Raw genomic sequence first — 17,886 nt, 5'->3', positions numbered from 1 at the left:
ACCAAACGCGCCATCACTTTCCCCGATGGAACAGGTCCGGACCTCATCGTTGACGATGGCGGCGATGCCACCTTATTAATACATAAGGGTTATGCCTGCGAAAACGACCCTAAACTGCTCGATGCACCTACCGAAAGCGAGGAAGAAACCGCTTTGATGAGTGTCATTAAGGCAACGTATAAGGAAAATCCAACTTTCTGGCACACGGTCGTCGCTGGTTGGAAAGGCGTTTCGGAAGAAACCACTACGGGCGTTCACCGTCTTTATCAGATGCAGGAACGTGGCGAACTGTTGGTTCCGGCCATTAATGTGAACGATTCCGTCACCAAGTCGAAGTTTGATAATCTGTACGGCTGCCGCGAATCTTTGGCCGATGGCATCAAGCGTGCTACAGATGTGATGATTGCCGGTAAGGTCGTCGTGGTTTGCGGTTATGGCGAAGTCGGAAAGGGTTGCTCACATTCCATGAAGAGTTACGGCGCCCGCGTTTTGGTCACCGAAATCGACCCAATCTGCGCTTTGCAGGCTGCTATGGAAGGCTTCGAAGTCACCACGATGGAAGAAGCCGTCAAGGAAGGCAACATTTTCGTTACCACGACTGGCAACTGCGATGTCATCACCCTTGAACATATTCTGAAGATGAAGGATCAGGCCATCGTTTGCAACATTGGTCACTTCGATAACGAAATTCAGGTCAGCCGCCTCGAAAACGCCAAGGAACTGAAGGAAAAGATTAATATCAAGCCTCAGGTCGACAAGTATGTCTTTGAGGATGGCCACTGCATCTTCCTGCTGGCTTCGGGACGTTTGGTCAATTTAGGTTGCGCAACGGGTCACGCCAGCTTCGTGATGAGCAACTCGTTCACCAACCAGACACTGGCTCAGATGGATTTGTGGCAAAAGCGTGGACAGTATGCCGTCAACGTGTATTGCCTGCCGAAATATTTAGACGAGGAAGTCGCCCGTCTGCACCTCGAAAAAATCGGCGTGAAACTGACCAAGCTGACGCAAAAGCAAGCCGATTATATCGGTGTCCCGATAGAAGGCCCTTACAAATCGGAGATTTACAGGTATTAATCTGCGATTAGTTAATGCAAAAAGGCACGGAACTCAAATGAATTCCGTGCCTTTTTTGTGTTCTTCTGTCATTATTTGAAATTACGCACGTGTAGAGTGTTTTTGTCTTGATTGTATATACACTGGTATTGTATCAGTTCATATTGCCCATCACCTTCAAAAATGGAACCATCCAAAATATTGTATTTGATGTTGTTGCAGCTGTCAATGACAAATCGTCCGTCTGTGGTCAGACGCTTGTAGTTGCCCTGTTCGTCTTGGCAAGCGAATGGATTATTGGGCGGGAAACGGTCGTATGCCCTAAATTCTATGTCGGAAGAAGGCATTCTGAAAATAATGATGCCCCAGCTGTTGCTGTTTTCGCCTCCTGTGACATAAACGAAATTTCCCATAACATTCAGCTTGTAATAGTCGCTTTGGTTGAGATTAATCTCAAAGTCGACAAAAGTATTGATATAAGGATTGGTTGGATTCTTGTAGCAACTGCAGTTCAGCAATGGCAACAAGGCGATTAATATGTATTTCAATGATTGTTTCATATTGCAAAGAAACGGTTTTTTCTTCAAAATAGTGTCTTTGTCGGGGAAAAATATTATGTTTGTGCCCTCAAAAATACCATGATATGAAGAATAAAGTCAGATTAATTGTTTGCATGTGCGTGCTTTTGACCATGTTGTGCTCGTGCGCTTCCAACAAGTCATCAAGGGCAATGCGTAAGGCGGAACGCCAAATGGAGAAGGTGGAAAAAAAATCGGGCAAACAGTATAAGAAAATGAAATCGACACACTACAAACATCAAGCACCGAAGACAAAGAAAATGATGCGTCAGGACCGCCGCCATGCCCGCCAAATGCGCAAGCATCGCCGAACCAATCCGTATTTTTCGTGAAAGTCCCTTATTAATATAAGGTGTAACAAAAACTGTTGCAAAACAGCATTAATGCAATTTTTTTGCATTCATAAATGTTTATTTTGCAAAAAGTTACAAGGCTTTAAGAGAAAAAAACCAAGAAAAAAATGCAGGAAAAACTTATTTTTCTTGCGTACTTGGAAATAAGGTTGTAATTTTGACGACTTTTAATGCACTTAAAGAGTAGTATTACATAAAATTAAAAGGTATGTTTAAAAATTTACTAATGACACTTGCTATTGTATTGGCAACCTGCACGTTAGCCATCGCTCAGCAAGGAAGACTGAAAGGTAAGATTACCGATGACACTGGCGAGCCTGTGCCATTTGCGAACATTATCGTCGAAAAAGGCGGTACGCAAGTGGGTGGTGCATCCTCCGACTTTGACGGTAATTATGACATCAACCCAATCCCTCCGGGAACGTACGACCTCAAGGCGAGTTGCGTTGGTTATCAGCCCTTTGTGCTGAAAGGACTGGTCATTCCGGCCAACAAAATCACCCCTTACAATGTAGTGATGAAGAGTGGCGCAATCAATTTGAACGAAGTCACCGTCATCGACTATGAAATTCCTTTGATTTCGATGGATAACACGACATCAGGTGCTTCCATCACCTCCGAAGAAATCTCGAAACTGCCTAACCGTTCGGCTGAAGGCGTTGCTTCCAGCGTCGGTGGCGTGTTCTCGAGCGACGGTGAAGTCGGTAGTATCCGTGGTGCCCGTGAAAGCGCCGTCTATTACATCGACGGTGTGAAAGTTATTGGTAGTGCAAGTGTGCCTCAAGGTGCTATCGACCAAGTCGATGTCATCTTGGGTGGTACTCCTGCCATGTATGGTGATGCCATGGGCGGTATCATCAACATGACCACCAAAGGCCCAAGCCGTACCTTCGGCGGTGGCTTGGAATATGAAGCATCGGTTGAAGGCTACGGCCATCACCGCTTGGGCTTCAGCCTCCAGGGACCACTCATCAAGGGTAAGAATCAGGAAACAGCATTGCTCGGTTTCTTCTTGGCTGGCGACCTCAACTACAACAGAGTTGGTTCTCACGCTGCTACAGGCTATTACAAAGCTACCGATGATTGGCAAGATTTCATCGAAAATACACCTCTGCGTCTTTCCGGCCTTAACTCTGGCACTTACCAGAATGCAGCCTATACCATGAGAGACAACCTTGTGTATTCAAAATACCTTGCCAATACCTCCAACCGAAGCATTAACCTCTCCGGCAATATCAACGTCCGCACCGGTGCCAACACCAACTTGACATTCGGCGGTTCGATGTATATGGCAGGAGGCAACTATGCAAATGGCAGAGGTCATTATTTCTTCAACACAGACAAGAACTATAAGAGCAAGTCGAACACTTACCGTGGCTATGTCCGTTTCACTCAGCGTTTCCCCACAGATCCTGAAAGCACATCGTTGATTTCCAACTTCTACTACAGCATTCAGGCCGACTACACACATGCTACTGGTGAGTCAGGCGACCCTGACTTGTGGGATAACATCTTCGCTTACAGCAACCTTGGTAAGTTCACCACTTATAAGACGACTTCTTTCGAACAAGGTAATGTTGAAAATGTAATAGTTGGTTATGAAAATGACACGACACCAATATATCACAATTACAACAATGTTTGGGTTCTGAACAGCTGGGACTACGACACTTTGGTAAAGTTTGTAAAACAAGATGACGACTTCAACCCGCTGCTTTCAAGGTATGTTGAAAACTACTATGATTTGTATCGGACTTACGGCGCAGAAGGTTACTACAACAACATGTCGAACATCATGCTGAACAACGGCTTGATTAACGGTTTGTCTCCAAATGCAGTTTACGGCTTGTATGCAGTGCCTGGCACAATCCAGACTTCATACGGCAAGTCAGTTGAAGACCAGATTGCCTTGAATGTGAATGCTTCAATGACCATCGGCAAGGGTGATGCTACCCATGAAGTGAAACTCGGTTTCCAATATGAGCAGCAGAACTCAGCCAGCATGTCATACTCAGCCGACTACTGGACATTAATGCGTGACTTGACCAACTTCCATATCATGGAACTTGACAAGAATAACCCATACGTCATCTCTCACGACGGATATGTCGATACCGTTATGTTCCACAGATTGTATGACGGCCCATCTCAGAAAACTTTCGACAAGAACCTGCGTATAGCTATGGGCCTCCCTGTTGATGGTACTGATTACATTCTGATCGATACTTACGACTTCAGCGACAACTCCATCAGTTACTACGATGAAAACGGCGTGCTCCATCAGGATGGACACGTGGATGGTGGCCTCGACATCAGCATGTTCGGTGCCGACGAACTTACCCGCGACGGTAACTTGTATGTCAGCTACTATGGTTATTCCTACGATGGCGACAAGAAATACGGCCTGTTCGAGCGTCCTTCAATGGATGACTTCTTCAATGAAATGGATGAATACGGAAACTACACCCGTCCTGTTGCCGCTATTCAGCCTATCTACATGGCAGGTTACATTCAGGATAAGTTCGCTTTCAAAGACCTTATCTTCAACATTGGTATCCGTGCCGACCGTTTCGATGCTAACCAAAGCGTATTGAAAGATCCATACGTTTTGTATGACTACTACACAGTTGGTGACAATATCAATATGGCCGATGGTAAGAGATACCTCGTTTTCAAAGATAATCAAGGTGTAGAAACATCAGAACGTTTCTTCGTTCCAGATAACATCGGTGACGACTATGTTCCATACGTCGATAAGATTGACAACATGACCCAAATCGTGGGTTACCGTAGTGGCAACACTTGGTACAATGCCGACGGTGTTGAAATCGCCGACCCATCAGTCTTGGACAAAGGTACTGGCGTTTCACCTTGGGTTAAAGATAAAGAACAGAATCGTGTCGACATCAATTCATTCAAGGACTATGATCCTAAATGGAACATTATGCCACGTATCTCCTTCTCATTCCCAATCTCCGATGAAGCTTTGTTCTTCGCTCACTATGATGTGTTGACACAGCGCCCATCATCAGGTTACTACATGAGTCCACTGTATTACCTCTATTTCAATGATGTTTCCGGCACAATGGCAAATCCAAACTTGAAGCCAGCCCAGACCATCGACTATGAATTAGGTTTCACCCAAAAAGTCACCAACACTTCATCATTGACCATCACCGGTTACTACCGTGAGCTTCGTAACATGATCCAGATGTACCGTTTCAACGGTGCTTATCCTAAGGCATACAACTCATACAGCAACCTCGACTTCGGTACCGTCAAGGGTTTGACCGCCGAATACGACTTGCGTAGAACCAAGAACGCCCGCGTCCGTGCAAGCTACACCTTGCAATTCGCCGACATGACCGGTTCATCAACAAGTACCGCTGCTGCTTTGATTGCTGCAGGTGTACCTAACTTGAGATCAACCTTCCCGACCAACGCTGACCGTCGTCACAGCTTCAACCTCGTACTCGACTATCGTTTCAGCCGTGGTTCAAAGTATGATGGCCCAGTCATCAAGCGCGAAGGCAAAAGCCCAATCCAAGTGCTTGCTAACACTGGTTTCTCACTGACAGTGAATGGTGGTTCAGGTACTCCTTACACAGCTTCACGTACAGTTTCTTCACCTATCGCTGGCGGTAACAACTTGCTGCAAGGTACCTACAACGGTTCAAGAATGCCAGCTTCATTCCGTTTCGACCTCCGCGTTGACAAGGACTTCAACTTTGTCATGGGCAAGAAAGAAGGAAAAGAAGGCCGCGAAGCTTTCGTGAATGTCTATCTGCAAGTTTTGAATTTGCTCAACTCAAAGAACATCACCGGTGTGTATGCAGCAACTGGTAATGCTGACGACGATGGTTACCTTTCAGCTCCTGAATGGCAACGTGAAATCAACAGCCAGATTGATCCTGAAGCTTACATCCAGATGTATCAGATTTATGTCAACAATGGCGGCTTCTATTCAGCTCCTCGCCAAATTAGACTTGGTTTGAGCTTCAACTTCTAAATGCGAGAATTAATTTCATATTGATAAATTATAATATTATGAAGAATATAGTTCGTTTAATGTTTGCAGCACTACTTATCGTGGCTGCTGTAATTCCAGGAAAGGCTGAAGTCTACAGATTCGAAGACGGTGCCAAAGGCAACCGTGGTTTGAAACAGACTACCGCCGGATGTTCTCCATCATCAGCTTTTGAATGGTTAGACATCAACAATGTGAAAACTCGTATCAACGCAGGTGGTGATATGTGGTGGGATCTTCCTTCGGGAACAGGCTCCAAATATTTCATCCCGGCCAATGGTGCAGCAACTTCTCTTTTCGCAGGTTCACTTTGGATTGCTGGCGTCGACGTCAACAACCAGCTCAAGTGCGCTGCCCTTCGTTTCCGCCAAGTAGGTAACGACTACTGGACAGGCCCTCTGACAATTGATGGTTCAGCAGCAATTTCAGAAGTCACATGCGCTAAGTGGGATAAAATCTTTAAGATTACCCGTGCTGAAGTTGATGATTTCCTGAGTCACTTCGGTCCAGACGGAAAATTGGAAGATGGTTATACAATCCCAACAATCATTGCGGAATGGCCAGCTCATCCTGACAAAATTTCTGAAAACGGAGTCAAAGTCAGCCATTACGGTGCTCCATTCTATGACAAGAATAATAATGGTGAATATGAACCAGAACTTGGCGATTATCCTTATTATGACTTGGACAATGAATTGTGCCACACAAAGATTGCTACCATGGATGAAGCACTCGAAGGTTCAATGTACGGTTCCATCCTTGCTGACCAGGTGCTGAAAGGCGACCAGACACTTTGGTGGATCTTCAACGATAAAGGTGCATCTCACACCGAATCAAGCGGTGATGCTATCGGTATCGAAGTCCGTGCCCAGGCTTTCGGTTTCGCCACCAACGATGAAATCAACAACATGTCTTTCTACAGCTATGAAATCATCAACCGCTCAACCTATACTTTGACAGGCACATACTTCTCACCATGGACTGACGTTGACCTCGGTTATGGTTGGGACGACTATGTAGGTTGCGATGTCAGCCGTGGTCTCGGTTATGGTTATAACGGTAAAGCTATCGATGGTAGCGGTGAACCTGAAGCATACGGTGCCCAGCCTCCAGCGATTGGTGTCGACTTCTTCCAAGGACCTTACATGGATCCTGATGGAATCGACAATCCTAAGTACAGCTATACCATGGTTCCTCATATTGTTTACGATAGCGTAAGCCAAGCATTTGACACCATTTATGAAGCCACAAATCCTCAACAACTTTGCGACGAAAGTATCAATGGTGTGAACTTCGGCAATGGTATCGTCGATGACGAACGTTTCGGTATGCGCCGTTTCGTTTACCACGACAACAGCTCCGCTCCTAATGGTGACCCAAGCACAGCTCCTCAGTATTACAACATGCTTCGCGGTATCTGGAAAGATGGTAATAAGATGAAGTATGGTGGCAATGCTTATTCAGGCAGCGATGTTGTCGGACCTGAATGCGACTTCATGTTCCCTGGTGACACTGACCCATGGAACTGGGGTACTGGTTGCCAATATCCAAATGGTGGTTACAACCTGAATGGCAAGTATTGGACTGAAGAAACCTGCAACAACTCACCTAACGACCGTCGTTTCATGCAGTCAGCAGGTCCTTTCACCCTGATGCCAGGTGCTGTCAACTATATTACATTCGGTGTGCCATGGGCTCGAGCTACCAGCGGTGGTCCTTGGGCTTCAGTTGAACTGCTTCGCGTAGTTGATGATAAATGCCAGGCCTTGTTTGATAACTGCTTCAAGGTAATCGATGGCCCAAGTGCTCCAGATTTGACAATCCGTGAACTTGACCAGCAACTCATCATTTATCTCACGAACGTTTCAACCTCAAACAACTACAAGGAACGCTACATTGAAAAAGATCCTGAAATACCAGAATATCTTGATCTGGATACATTGACAAGAATTGAATGCGACCAATATTACCGTTTCGAAGGTTATAAGGTTTATCAGTTGGCGAACGAAGAAGTCAGCCCTGACCAGCTCAACGATAGCGACAAGGCTCGCCTTGTGTTCCAGTGCGACATCAAGAACGGTGTCACCCGTATGGTGAACTTTGAATACGACAACTATATCCAAGCCAACGTTCCATCACTGATGGTTGAAGGTGGTGATGCAGGTATTACTCACAGCTTTGTCGTTACGAACGACTTGTTCTCAACCAGTGAGAACCCTACCTTGGTAAACCACAAGACCTATTATTACATGGCAGTTGCTTACGCTTATAACAACTACTATCCATATTCACAGGAACCTGGTGACCTTGGCGGCTTATATGGCCAAAAGAAACCTTACCTCGAAGGTCGTAAGAACATCCAGTGCTATTCAGCAATTCCTCACAAGATTGTGAATGGTACTGTTTTGAATACAACTTACGGTGAAAGCCCTGCTGTCAGACGTATTGTTGGCGTTGGTAATGGCGGCAACGAAGTCGAACTTGACCCGGCAACAGTTGACAGCATCCTGTTCAAGGATGACATGGTGACACCAAAGATGGCCATCAAGAATCAAGTTAGATTTGGCGATCCTGATTACCCAATCGCTTATCATCCTACCTATATGGTTGGAAAGAGTCCTATCAATGTCAAGATCATCGACCCGTTGAATGTCAAGACAAACGATTATGAGCTTACTTTCGACAGCCTTGTTGAAGTTTACACATACGATGTTGTCGATGACCCAAGTATTTTCTTGAGAGTAGAAGGAACGAGTAAGGCTGATACTAACACATACGTTAAGGGAAACCGTGTTCCACGTAATGTTTCTTACTGGACATTGACCAATTTGACTGACCCAAATGATACTATACCTTATAGAAGTGATACCACTACAGCCTATACTGATGAAAGAATGTTCATTGATAAAGGTATTTCAATTGCTATCACTCAGCCATACGAAATGGGACCTCTGAAAGTCGGTTACTATTATGACCTGAATCAAAGCAATCCTGAAGATTCATGGCATGAAGCATACAGGATTGTAGAAAAGAACAATGCCTTCCTCACTTCATCAATAGAATTCAAAGATCCAAGCAATCCTTGGTTGGATGGTATTCGTGACAAGGATGTTCCAGGAACCATCATCAACTGGATTCGTGCCGGTAACTACATCGACCAGAATGAAAACACCAATTCGGACTACAACACCATTGCTAACAAACCATACGACCCAGATCAATTGTATGAAAGTGTAGCACATGGCACATGGGCACCTTACATTCTCGGTTCATTCAGCGGTCAAGGCGGTAAATGGAATCCTGGTCCTGTTTTCCAGGCGAACTCACGCGAGGATTCATACTTCACCCGCACTTCGTCAGTTGATATCGTATTTACAGCTGATAGGAGCAAATGGACACGTTGCCCAGTCCTTGAAATGTGCATGGATCCAAAACTTGCCGAAGGCGGTGCCAAGAGATTCTTCTTGCGTAAACATGCTTCAGTCGACAAAGACGGTAATCCAACTACAATCGATTGGACAACACATCCAGATTCATGCAGCATGAATCCTGAAGATGCCAACTTCATTGCCGCACAAGGTATGGGCTGGTTCCCAGGTTATGTCATCGATGTTGAAACAGGTGCTCGTTTGAACCTCGCTTTCGGTGAAGATTCATTCCTCGCTGACCAAAATGGCCGTGACATGCTCTTCAATCCTACCAAACTTTTGAAGAACACCGTCAACGAAGTCTATGGTGAATCATCACAATTGCTCGATCCTAACATTATCCGTAACACAGGCATCGATGAAGATCCTGTCATGGGTGGCAAGCACTTCGTTTACATTTGGGGTATGGACAATAATCCAAACATCCCAGCAACATCTCCATACAAAGATTTCAACAGCCCAGCTTACGATGGTGGTAAATACTTGTTCGATGTACTGAACTACAGCCAATCCAGCAATGTAGGTACAAACCTTGAAGTCTATTTGTTCAAACAAGTCATGTGGGTTGGTATGCCGATGGGTATCGAAGGAGCAAAATGGGTTCTGGATGATGATTTCGCATCAGAAGATGACCCTGACGGCAATACGTGCCGTATCCGTATCAGAATTGCAAAGCCTTACAAGGCTGGCTATAGCTACACGGATTTGGATACACTCAGACCAGAATTGAACTATAACAACCTCAATCCTCAGTATAGGTTCTCCATCAAGGGTCTTGATCCAACCTTCAACGATCCTGAAAAGACCCAGACAGACCTTGACCTTGTGACGGTGGTTCCTAACCCATACTACGCTTACGATGAGTACGAATCAAATGCTCTGATGAACAAGGTTAAGATTACTAACCTTCCTGACAAGTGCGTCGTAACCATCTACACGATTAGTGGTACAAAGGTGCGCCAGTTCAAGAAGGATAGTAAACAGACCTTCCTTGAATGGGATTTGACCAACTTCGCCAACACTCCTGTAGCCAGCGGTTTCTACCTGATTCACGTCAAAGACTACACAAGCGGTGACGATCGCGTCATCAAGTTCTTTGCTGCTATGCGTCAAGTTGACTTGAATACTTTCTAAATTTAATGTAATTGCTAACAATTTTAAATATCAGAATCATGAAGAAATCATTAGGATATATAGTTATGAGCCTCGTAATCCTCTTTGGATTTAGCGCTCCAAAAGCATTTGCAGGAAATGAAGACCGTTCAGGTCAAGCTGGTGCAGCCGAATTGTTGATTAACCCATGGGCAGCCTCATCAGGTTGGGGCAATGCAGGTATGTCGTTCGTACATGGCGTTGAAGCCATGTACGGCAACGTAGCTGGTATTGCTAACATCAACAAGTTTGAACTGAATTTCACTCACACAGATTGGTTGAAAGGCACTGACATTAAGATGTCAGCTTTCGGCCTCTTGGCTAAGGTCGGTGAAAGTTCAGTAATCGGTCTGTCAATGACATCATTCAACATTGGTGAAATTGATATCACAACCAACAACAACCCAGATCCTGGTACACTTGGTACATACGAACCAAAACTGATGAACATCAACTTAGCATTTGCTAAATCGTTCTCAAACAGTATCAGTGGTGGTTTCAACTTGAAAATCATCAGTGAATCCATTAAGGATATGAGCGGCATGGGTGTTGCAATCGATGCAGGTATTCAATATGTTACCGGTCCATTCGACAACATTCACTTCGGTATCACTTTGAAGAACATCGGACCAACCATGAGTTTCAATGGCGACGGTATCTCTTTCAAGGCTTATTTCCAACATGGAGTTGACAATCAGTTCACCGTCAATCAACGTACTGGTGCATTCGAATTGCCAACACAGTTGAGCATTGCAGCTGCTTACGATTTCCATTTCGCAGAAACATCAAGACTGACCGTTGCCGGTAACTTCTGCTCCAATTCATTCACCAAAGACCAATTCATTGGCGGTTTGGAATATGGATGGAGAGAAATCCTCCTGCTCCGCGTTGGATGCACCTACGAAAAGGGATTGTGGGCTGGCTCAAATGACGCTATCTATGACGAAAACGACTGCATGAATCTTAACAGAGGCTTAAGCGCTGGCTGCTCAGTGCAAATTCCTTTGAGCAAGAAAGAAGACGGTGTTAAACTCGCTGTTGACTATTCATTCAGACAGACATACTCATTTAGCGGTACTCACAGCATTGGTGCAAGAATTCTTTTCTAAAATGCATTGCATTTGAAATAATTTGCGTATCTTTGCAACGCAAACCAAAAGAAGACCCTTATTTCGGTAAGGGTCTCTTTTTTACATTCTTTTGAATTTAATATTTATATCATGTCAGAAATCAAATACTTTACCCCAGAGGGGCTGCAAAAACTCAAGGATGAACTCGACCATCTGATTCATGTTGAGCGTCCAAACATTGTCGTGGCCATACAGGAAGCACGTGATAAAGGCGACCTTTCGGAAAATGCCGAATATGACGCTGCAAAAGAAGCACAAGGCCTTTTAGAAGCCAAGATTGCCGAATTACAAGACTTAATCTTTAATGCCAGGATTCTTGATGAATCGAAAATAGACACTTCAAAAGTTTTGCTTTATTCAACGGTGAAGCTGAAGAACCTGATGCTGAATAAAGAAATGGTATATAGCATTGTCCCTGAAAAGGAAGCCAATTTCAAGGAAGGCAAGATTTCAATCAATTCGCCTATTGGTCAAGGATTGTTGGGCAAGAAGGTCGGTGAAATTGCGGAAATCGCAGTTCCAGCTGGTAAGATGAAATTCGAAATACTTGAAATCACCCGTCAATAAATACAGTTATGGCTACGATTTTTTCCAGAATCATTAAGGGTGAAATTCCATGCTATAAGATTGCCGAGGATGACAGATTCTTCGCATTCATGGATATAAATCCCGTTTCCAAAGGTCATACTTTGGTTGTCCCGAAAAAGGAAGTCGACTATATCTTTTCCCTTGGCGATGAAGAATTAGGCGAGATGATGGTGTTTGCCAAGAAGGTTGCTACTGCCATCGAAAAAGCCATGCCGTGCAAGCGTATCGGCGTTGCTGTCATTGGCTTGGAAGTACCTCATGCCCACATTCACCTCATTCCAATCGTTGAGGAAGGCGATATGGATTTCAAGAAGGAACACTTGCATTTGACCAATGAAGAATTCCTCGACATTCAGAAACGCATTGTAGAGCAATTCTGATTCCTTACATTGAGATATGAAAAAAGCACGCGGTTGCGTGCTTTTTTCTTTTTTATCAGTTGCCAAAATCATCGAACATGATATTCTCCTTTGGAACGCCCAAATCATCAAGCATTTTCAGTACAGATGAAATCATCATCGGCGGACCGCAGAGATAGTATTCAATTTCTTCGGGCTCAGGATGGTTTTTCAGGTAATTGTTGAAAATAACGTTGTGGATGAACCCGACATCGCCAGTCCAATTGTCTTCGGGTTTAGGTTCGGAAAGCGCGATGTGAAAACTGAAATTCGGTCTTTCCTTTTCCAGTTGGGTGAAGTCGTCGACATAGAAAAGTTCGCGCAACGAGCGTCCTCCGTACCAGAATGAAGCCTTGCGGTTGGTTTGTTTCGTCTTGATTTGGTCGAAAATCTGTGAACGCATCGGAGCCATGCCTGCGCCTCCTCCAATCCACATGATTTCCTTGTCGGTGTCTTTTACGTGGAATTCGCCGTATGGACCACTGATTGTGACCTTGTCGCCAGGTTTCAATGAATAAATGTATGAGGAACAAATGCCAGGGTTGACATTCATGAAACGGCCTGCCTTGCGGTCAAACGGAGGCGTGGCAATACGCACGTTAAGCATAATGATATTGCCTTCGCTTGGTGCATTGGCCATGGAATAAGCCCTGAACTGCGCTTCTGGGTTGCGCATTTTCAAATCCCACAGGTGCATCTTATCCCAATCTTCACGGTATTCTTCATCTACGTCGATGTCTTTGTAATCGACAGCGATTTTCGGCACGTCAATCTGAATGTAGTTGCCCGCTTCGAAATGCAATTTTTCGCCTTCGGGCAATTTTACGACAAACTCTTTGATAAAGGTTGCGACATTGCGGTTCGAAACGACTTCACATTCCCATTTTCTGATGCTCAAGATGGATTCGGGAACGGCGATTTTCATGTTTTCGTTCACTTTAACTTGACAGCCCAAACGCCAATGGTCTTGAATTTGCTTGCGTGTGAAGAATCCGATCTCGGTGGGCAGAATGGTGCCGCCGCCTTCCACGACACGGCAACGGCATTGTCCGCAGTTGCCTTTGCCGCCACAGGCCGACGGAAGGAAAATCTGTTCATTGGCTAAGGTAGTAAGGAGAGAACTTCCAGGTTGCACTTCAATGTCTTTCTTGTCGTTGATGGTGATTTTCACCTTGCCTTGCGGAATAAGTTTGTTCCTGACAAAAACCAACAGTCCGACAAGGAGCAGCACAATGAGGAGGAAAACTGCTATGCTGAGTAATATGATAATGGTAGTGGCATTCATTTTAGGGTAAATAATATACAGAATCTTCAGTATCAGTAATTTGACACAAACCATTATCGTAAAACATGCCTTCAAAACTCAGGTCTTCATTGAGTTTCGGCCAATGGATTCCCAAATAGGATAATTGGAAATCATGAAGCTCTTCTTCTGTGGCATTTGATAGTGATTTCCAGTCACTTAGCAGATAGAAGGCGACCAATCCATCTATGGTTTCGGCGTAGACTTTTGAATTATCAATCCATACCCGTTTTATTCTCTTTTTCTCCATGATTATTTGTTTTTGTCCTTGAAAAATTCTGTCCAACGTTCAGTGATAACGTCAACATTATCTTCAATTATGGTTTCAATCAAGCGAATTTCTCTCGCTTTAAATCCTTTATTATAAACTTGCTCTATTGGATTCACGTTATATTTGGCTTCGTTGTTATCTTTAACGATGTGAACGTGAATTGGTTCGTGGTCGTTAGCGAAAAACATGAAACTGAATCCGAAAAACTCAAATATCTTTGGCATAGTGATAGTATTTATGGAGTGACTTATATATTAATCCCCATGAAAGCCATAAAGGCAATGCCCATCAACCCCGTGATGAGGAAGGAGATGCCAATGCCTTGCAAACCTTTGGGTATGTGAGAGTAACGTATTTTTTCGCGAATGGCGGCAATGCCAACGATGGCTAAGAGCCAGCCTAATCCGGAACCGAGACCATAAACGGCGGCTTCGGCCACATTATTGAAACCACGTTCCTGCATGAAAAGCGAACAGCCTAAAATGGCGCAGTTCACGGCAATCAGCGGAAGGAAAATGCCCAGGGCGGAATACAATGCCGGACTGAATTTCTCTATTACCATTTCCAAAATCTGCACAATGGAAGCAATGATGGCAATGAAAAGGATGAAACTGAGGAAACTCAAGTCGACAGTTGCCAGTTTCGGACTTATCCATGCCAAGGCTCCCGGAGAAAGCAGATATTTGTTAATCAAGTAGTTGATTGGAACCGTAATGAGCAAAACAAATGTGACGGCGATGCCTAATCCTGCGCTGGTCTTAACGGTTTTCGAAACCGCCAAATAGGAACACATGCCCAAGAAATAGGCAAATATCATGTTGTCGATAAAGACGGATTTTATGAAAATGTTGAAAAGTTCCATGGCAATCACTTTTTGTTGTTTTCCTGAAGTTCGGGATGACGCGTGCGCTGAATCCAAATGATGACACCGACGATAATCAGCGCCATCGGTGGCAGAATCATCAGACCGTTGTTGCGGTAGCCTAATTCATAGAATGACTGAGGAATGACCTGATAGCCAAGCAATGTGCCCGAGCCAAGCAATTCGCGGAAGAAAGCCACGATGATCAATATCAGGCTATAACCCAATCCGTTGCCGATGCCATCAAGGAACGACTCCCAAGGCTTGTGCGACATGGCGTAGGCTTCCAGTCGGCCCATGACGATGCAGTTGGTGATGATAAGTCCGACAAAGACTGATAATTGCTTGCTGACATCATAAACAAACGCTTTCAGGAATTGGTCGACCAAAATTACCAAGGCGGCGACAACGACAAGTTGCACGATGATGCGGATGCGCGAAGGTATGCCTTTGCGCAGCAAGGAAATAATGAGGTTCGAAAATGCCGTGACTACCGTGACGGAAATGCCCATAACGATGGCCGGCTTGAGTTTGGCGGTTACGGCAAGGCACGAACAGATGCCAAGCACCAGAACGGTGATGGGGTTGGCCTTGCGCAAAGGCTCTATGATGAGTTTCTTGAAGTTTCCCATGTTATTCCTCCTTATGCTGCTTTTCAAAATAAGGCAAGTAGCAACTTAACACTTTGTTAATCATCTCATCGACGCCTTTTGAGGTGATGCTGCCGCCCGAAATGGCATCGACGGCGTGCTTGCGGTCGATCTCGGGCAATGTGATGATGCCGCCTTTCTGCACCTTGATGGAAACGAATTGGCCATTCTTCATGATGGTCTTTCCTTGGAATTGATGCTGGAATTTTTCCGTAGTGATTTCAGCACCCAGGCCAGGTGTTTCGGAAGCGTGGTCGAAATTGGCGCCAACAACGGTGTTACAGTCATCAGCAATGGCAATATAGCCCCAAATGGCGCCCCACAATCCATTGCCTTGCAACGGAATGACATTGATGTTCTGCGTCCCGTTGTTGATGACAAACAGAGGCAGACTGTAGCCGTTGCCTTGTTCCTTATTATAAAGTTCCTGTTTCAGATTTGTGTTGAAAGCCTTGCCGCTGTCATCAAGGATGTTTCCATTGCCATCGAGGAGCAGCATTTGTGTGCAATGCTTGTCGAAAAGTGCCTGTGCGTTGTTGTTGCTGACATTCGGAATGGCGGCAGCATTCAGTATGTTGCACATTTTTTCGTTGTCTTTGTTGCGTTGCTGAAAAGGTGCAAGGACCACGGCGGCAACGGAAAGCAATGCCGCTACAATGACTATTAGGATTGCGGCGTAAATGAAAATATATCCAGTGCTGTTCTTGTTGCTCATATCTTAACGTTTTGGGCGCGTTTCTTGCGCATGTTGATGTTTCGTGCAATCACGCAATGGTCAATGAGTGGCGAAAACACATTCATTAATAAAATGGCGAGCATCATGCCTTCGGCGTAGGCCGGATTGATGACACGGATAAGTACGGCGAAAATGCCGATGAGCAGGCCATAAATCACTTTGCCTTTGTTGGTTTGTGGTGCCGTTACGGGGTCTGTGGCCATGAAGATGGCGCCGAACATGAAACCGCCCATCAGCAGATGATAGTAGAATGGCAATTGCATATAAGGCGTTGCGCCGATGGCGTTGAAAATGAGTCCCATGCCAATCCCTCCGGCAAAAATGGATAGAATGATTCTCAAGCTTGCAATGCCGCAAATCACAAGCAGCAAACCGCCTAAAAGAATGGCGATTTTGGATGTCTCGCCCATGCTTCCGGGAATGCCGCCCCAAAACATGGTCCACGCACTTGGAAGGTCGGTGTTGCCGTTCATCAACATGCCTAATGGCGTGGCGCCTGATACGGCATCGGGCTGGCCGGCAATCCAAACCTTGTCGCCCGACATGCAGGACGGATAGGCGAAAAACAGGAAAGCGCGTGCCGTAAGGGCCGGATTGACGATGTTCATGCCGGTTCCGCCAAAGGCTTCCTTGGCAATGATGACTGAAAAAGCGGTGGCCACGGCAACCATCCAAAGCGGAATGTCGGGTGGCAAAATCATGGGAATCAGCAAACCGGTGACGAGATAACCTTCGTTCACTTCGTGATGGCGGATTTGTGCGAATGTAAATTCAATGGCCAAACCGACAACATACGAAACAATGATGGTTGGTAAGGCCTTCGCCAGACCGAAACCAAACATGCTCCAAAAACTGGCTTGTTCTGCCAAAGCAATGAAATGCTGATAGCCAACGTTCCAAATGCCAAATAACAATGCCGGCATGAGGGCGATGACGACAAAAATCATGGTGCGTTTCATATCGACGGCATCGCGGATCTGGCAGCCTTTCTGCGTGGTTTTGTCGGGAACGAAAAGGAAACTTTCGAAGGCCTCGAAGGTAGATTGCAGTTTGGCAAACTTCCCGCCTTCGCTAAAATTGGGTTTTATCTTGTTGACATAATTCCGCAAGCCGCTGACACGGTCTTTCACCTTGCCGTTGCTTTCGGCATCGGAGGCAATGAAAAAGTCGCGGAGGCCTTGTCGGAATTTTGATTTGTCTTTTTGCATGGGCGTTATTCTATAATAATTCTACTCGGACATGTAACAACATGCCCTTTCTGTATTTGCTGCAAAAGTAGTGAATTTTGCTTTTCGCTTGATGCGGAATGGAAAAATGAAATGAATGGATGAGCAAAATACTTTTAGTGAATAGA

15 protein-coding genes are annotated in these 17,886 nt (G+C 45.1%); 7 read left to right on the top strand and 8 right to left on the bottom strand.

Features of this window, described 5'->3' with window-relative positions; translation table 11 throughout:
- Positions 1 to 1,077 (top strand): adenosylhomocysteinase (locus AC06MN_RS08015; RefSeq protein WP_475671841.1); only part of this gene is annotated, 1,077 nt, incomplete at its 5' end.
- A 71-nt stretch (positions 1,078 to 1,148) separates the two neighbouring features.
- Here AC06MN_RS08015 and AC06MN_RS08010 read toward each other — a convergent pair.
- Positions 1,149 to 1,616 carry a hypothetical protein gene (locus AC06MN_RS08010; RefSeq protein WP_475671840.1) on the bottom strand — a complete coding sequence of 156 codons (468 nt, stop codon included), beginning with the start codon at positions 1,614 to 1,616 and terminating at the stop codon, positions 1,149 to 1,151.
- A gap of 83 nt (positions 1,617 to 1,699) precedes the next feature.
- Here AC06MN_RS08010 and AC06MN_RS08005 point away from each other — a divergent pair, with 83 nt between their 5' ends.
- The 6 genes from AC06MN_RS08005 (at position 1,700) to AC06MN_RS07980 (ending at position 12,692) form a co-directional block, all read left to right on the top strand.
- A complete protein-coding gene (locus AC06MN_RS08005; protein ID WP_475671839.1) occupies positions 1,700 to 1,966 on the top strand; it encodes a hypothetical protein in 267 nt (88 codons plus the stop codon).
- Positions 1,967 to 2,213: 247 nt separating this feature from the next.
- Positions 2,214 to 5,996, top strand: a complete 3,783-nt coding sequence (locus AC06MN_RS08000) for a carboxypeptidase regulatory-like domain-containing protein (RefSeq protein ID WP_475671838.1) — start codon at positions 2,214 to 2,216, stop codon at positions 5,994 to 5,996.
- Positions 5,997 to 6,034: 38 nt separating this feature from the next.
- Complete coding sequence (locus AC06MN_RS07995; RefSeq protein ID WP_475671837.1) at positions 6,035 to 10,576, top strand: hypothetical protein; 4,542 nt, start codon at positions 6,035 to 6,037, stop codon at positions 10,574 to 10,576.
- Between the two features lie 38 nt (positions 10,577 to 10,614).
- Positions 10,615 to 11,703: a PorV/PorQ family protein gene (locus AC06MN_RS07990; RefSeq protein WP_475671836.1), complete on the top strand. Its 1,089-nt coding sequence runs from the start codon at positions 10,615 to 10,617 to the stop codon at positions 11,701 to 11,703.
- Between the two features lie 108 nt (positions 11,704 to 11,811).
- Entirely contained in the window at positions 11,812 to 12,291 is a 480-nt protein-coding gene (gene greA / locus AC06MN_RS07985; RefSeq protein WP_475671842.1) for a transcription elongation factor GreA, read from the top strand.
- An 8-nt stretch (positions 12,292 to 12,299) separates the two neighbouring features.
- Positions 12,300 to 12,692: an HIT family protein gene (locus AC06MN_RS07980; protein ID WP_475671835.1), complete on the top strand. Its 393-nt coding sequence runs from the start codon at positions 12,300 to 12,302 to the stop codon at positions 12,690 to 12,692.
- 55 nt (positions 12,693 to 12,747) lie between these two features.
- Here AC06MN_RS07980 and nqrF read toward each other — a convergent pair whose 3' ends face one another.
- Genes nqrF through AC06MN_RS07945 form a run of 7 tightly spaced genes read right to left on the bottom strand, consistent with a single transcriptional unit; the run spans position 12,748 to position 17,740 of the window.
- The gene (gene nqrF, locus AC06MN_RS07975; protein WP_475671834.1) at positions 12,748 to 13,995 is read right to left on the bottom strand and encodes an NADH:ubiquinone reductase (Na(+)-transporting) subunit F; all 1,248 of its coding nucleotides are present in this window, start codon (positions 13,993 to 13,995) and stop codon (positions 12,748 to 12,750) included.
- Position 13,996: 1 nt separating this feature from the next.
- Positions 13,997 to 14,263 (bottom strand): DUF2442 domain-containing protein, encoded by a 267-nt coding sequence (locus tag AC06MN_RS07970; protein WP_475671833.1) that lies wholly within the window; start codon positions 14,261 to 14,263, stop codon positions 13,997 to 13,999.
- A 2-nt stretch (positions 14,264 to 14,265) separates the two neighbouring features.
- Positions 14,266 to 14,508 (bottom strand): DUF4160 domain-containing protein, encoded by a 243-nt coding sequence (locus tag AC06MN_RS07965; RefSeq protein ID WP_475671832.1) that lies wholly within the window; start codon positions 14,506 to 14,508, stop codon positions 14,266 to 14,268.
- 23 nt (positions 14,509 to 14,531) lie between these two features.
- Positions 14,532 to 15,146 (bottom strand): NADH:ubiquinone reductase (Na(+)-transporting) subunit E, encoded by a 615-nt coding sequence (gene nqrE, locus AC06MN_RS07960; protein WP_475671831.1) that lies wholly within the window; start codon positions 15,144 to 15,146, stop codon positions 14,532 to 14,534.
- 5 nt (positions 15,147 to 15,151) lie between these two features.
- On the bottom strand, positions 15,152 to 15,778 hold the full coding sequence (locus tag AC06MN_RS07955; RefSeq protein WP_475671830.1) for an NADH:ubiquinone reductase (Na(+)-transporting) subunit D: 627 nt from the start codon (positions 15,776 to 15,778) through the stop codon (positions 15,152 to 15,154).
- A 1-nt stretch (position 15,779) separates the two neighbouring features.
- A complete protein-coding gene (nqrC, locus tag AC06MN_RS07950) occupies positions 15,780 to 16,511 on the bottom strand; it encodes an NADH:ubiquinone reductase (Na(+)-transporting) subunit C (protein WP_475671829.1) in 732 nt (243 codons plus the stop codon).
- Entirely contained in the window at positions 16,508 to 17,740 is a 1,233-nt protein-coding gene (locus tag AC06MN_RS07945; RefSeq protein WP_475671828.1) for an NADH:ubiquinone reductase (Na(+)-transporting) subunit B, read from the bottom strand. The genes nqrC and AC06MN_RS07945 overlap by 4 nt, the downstream gene beginning before the upstream one ends.
- Positions 17,741 to 17,886 lie beyond the last annotated feature (146 nt).

The sequence above is a fragment of the Candidatus Limimorpha sp. genome, from assembly GCF_056203535.1.
This window is presented reverse-complemented; position numbering and strand designations above follow the sequence as displayed.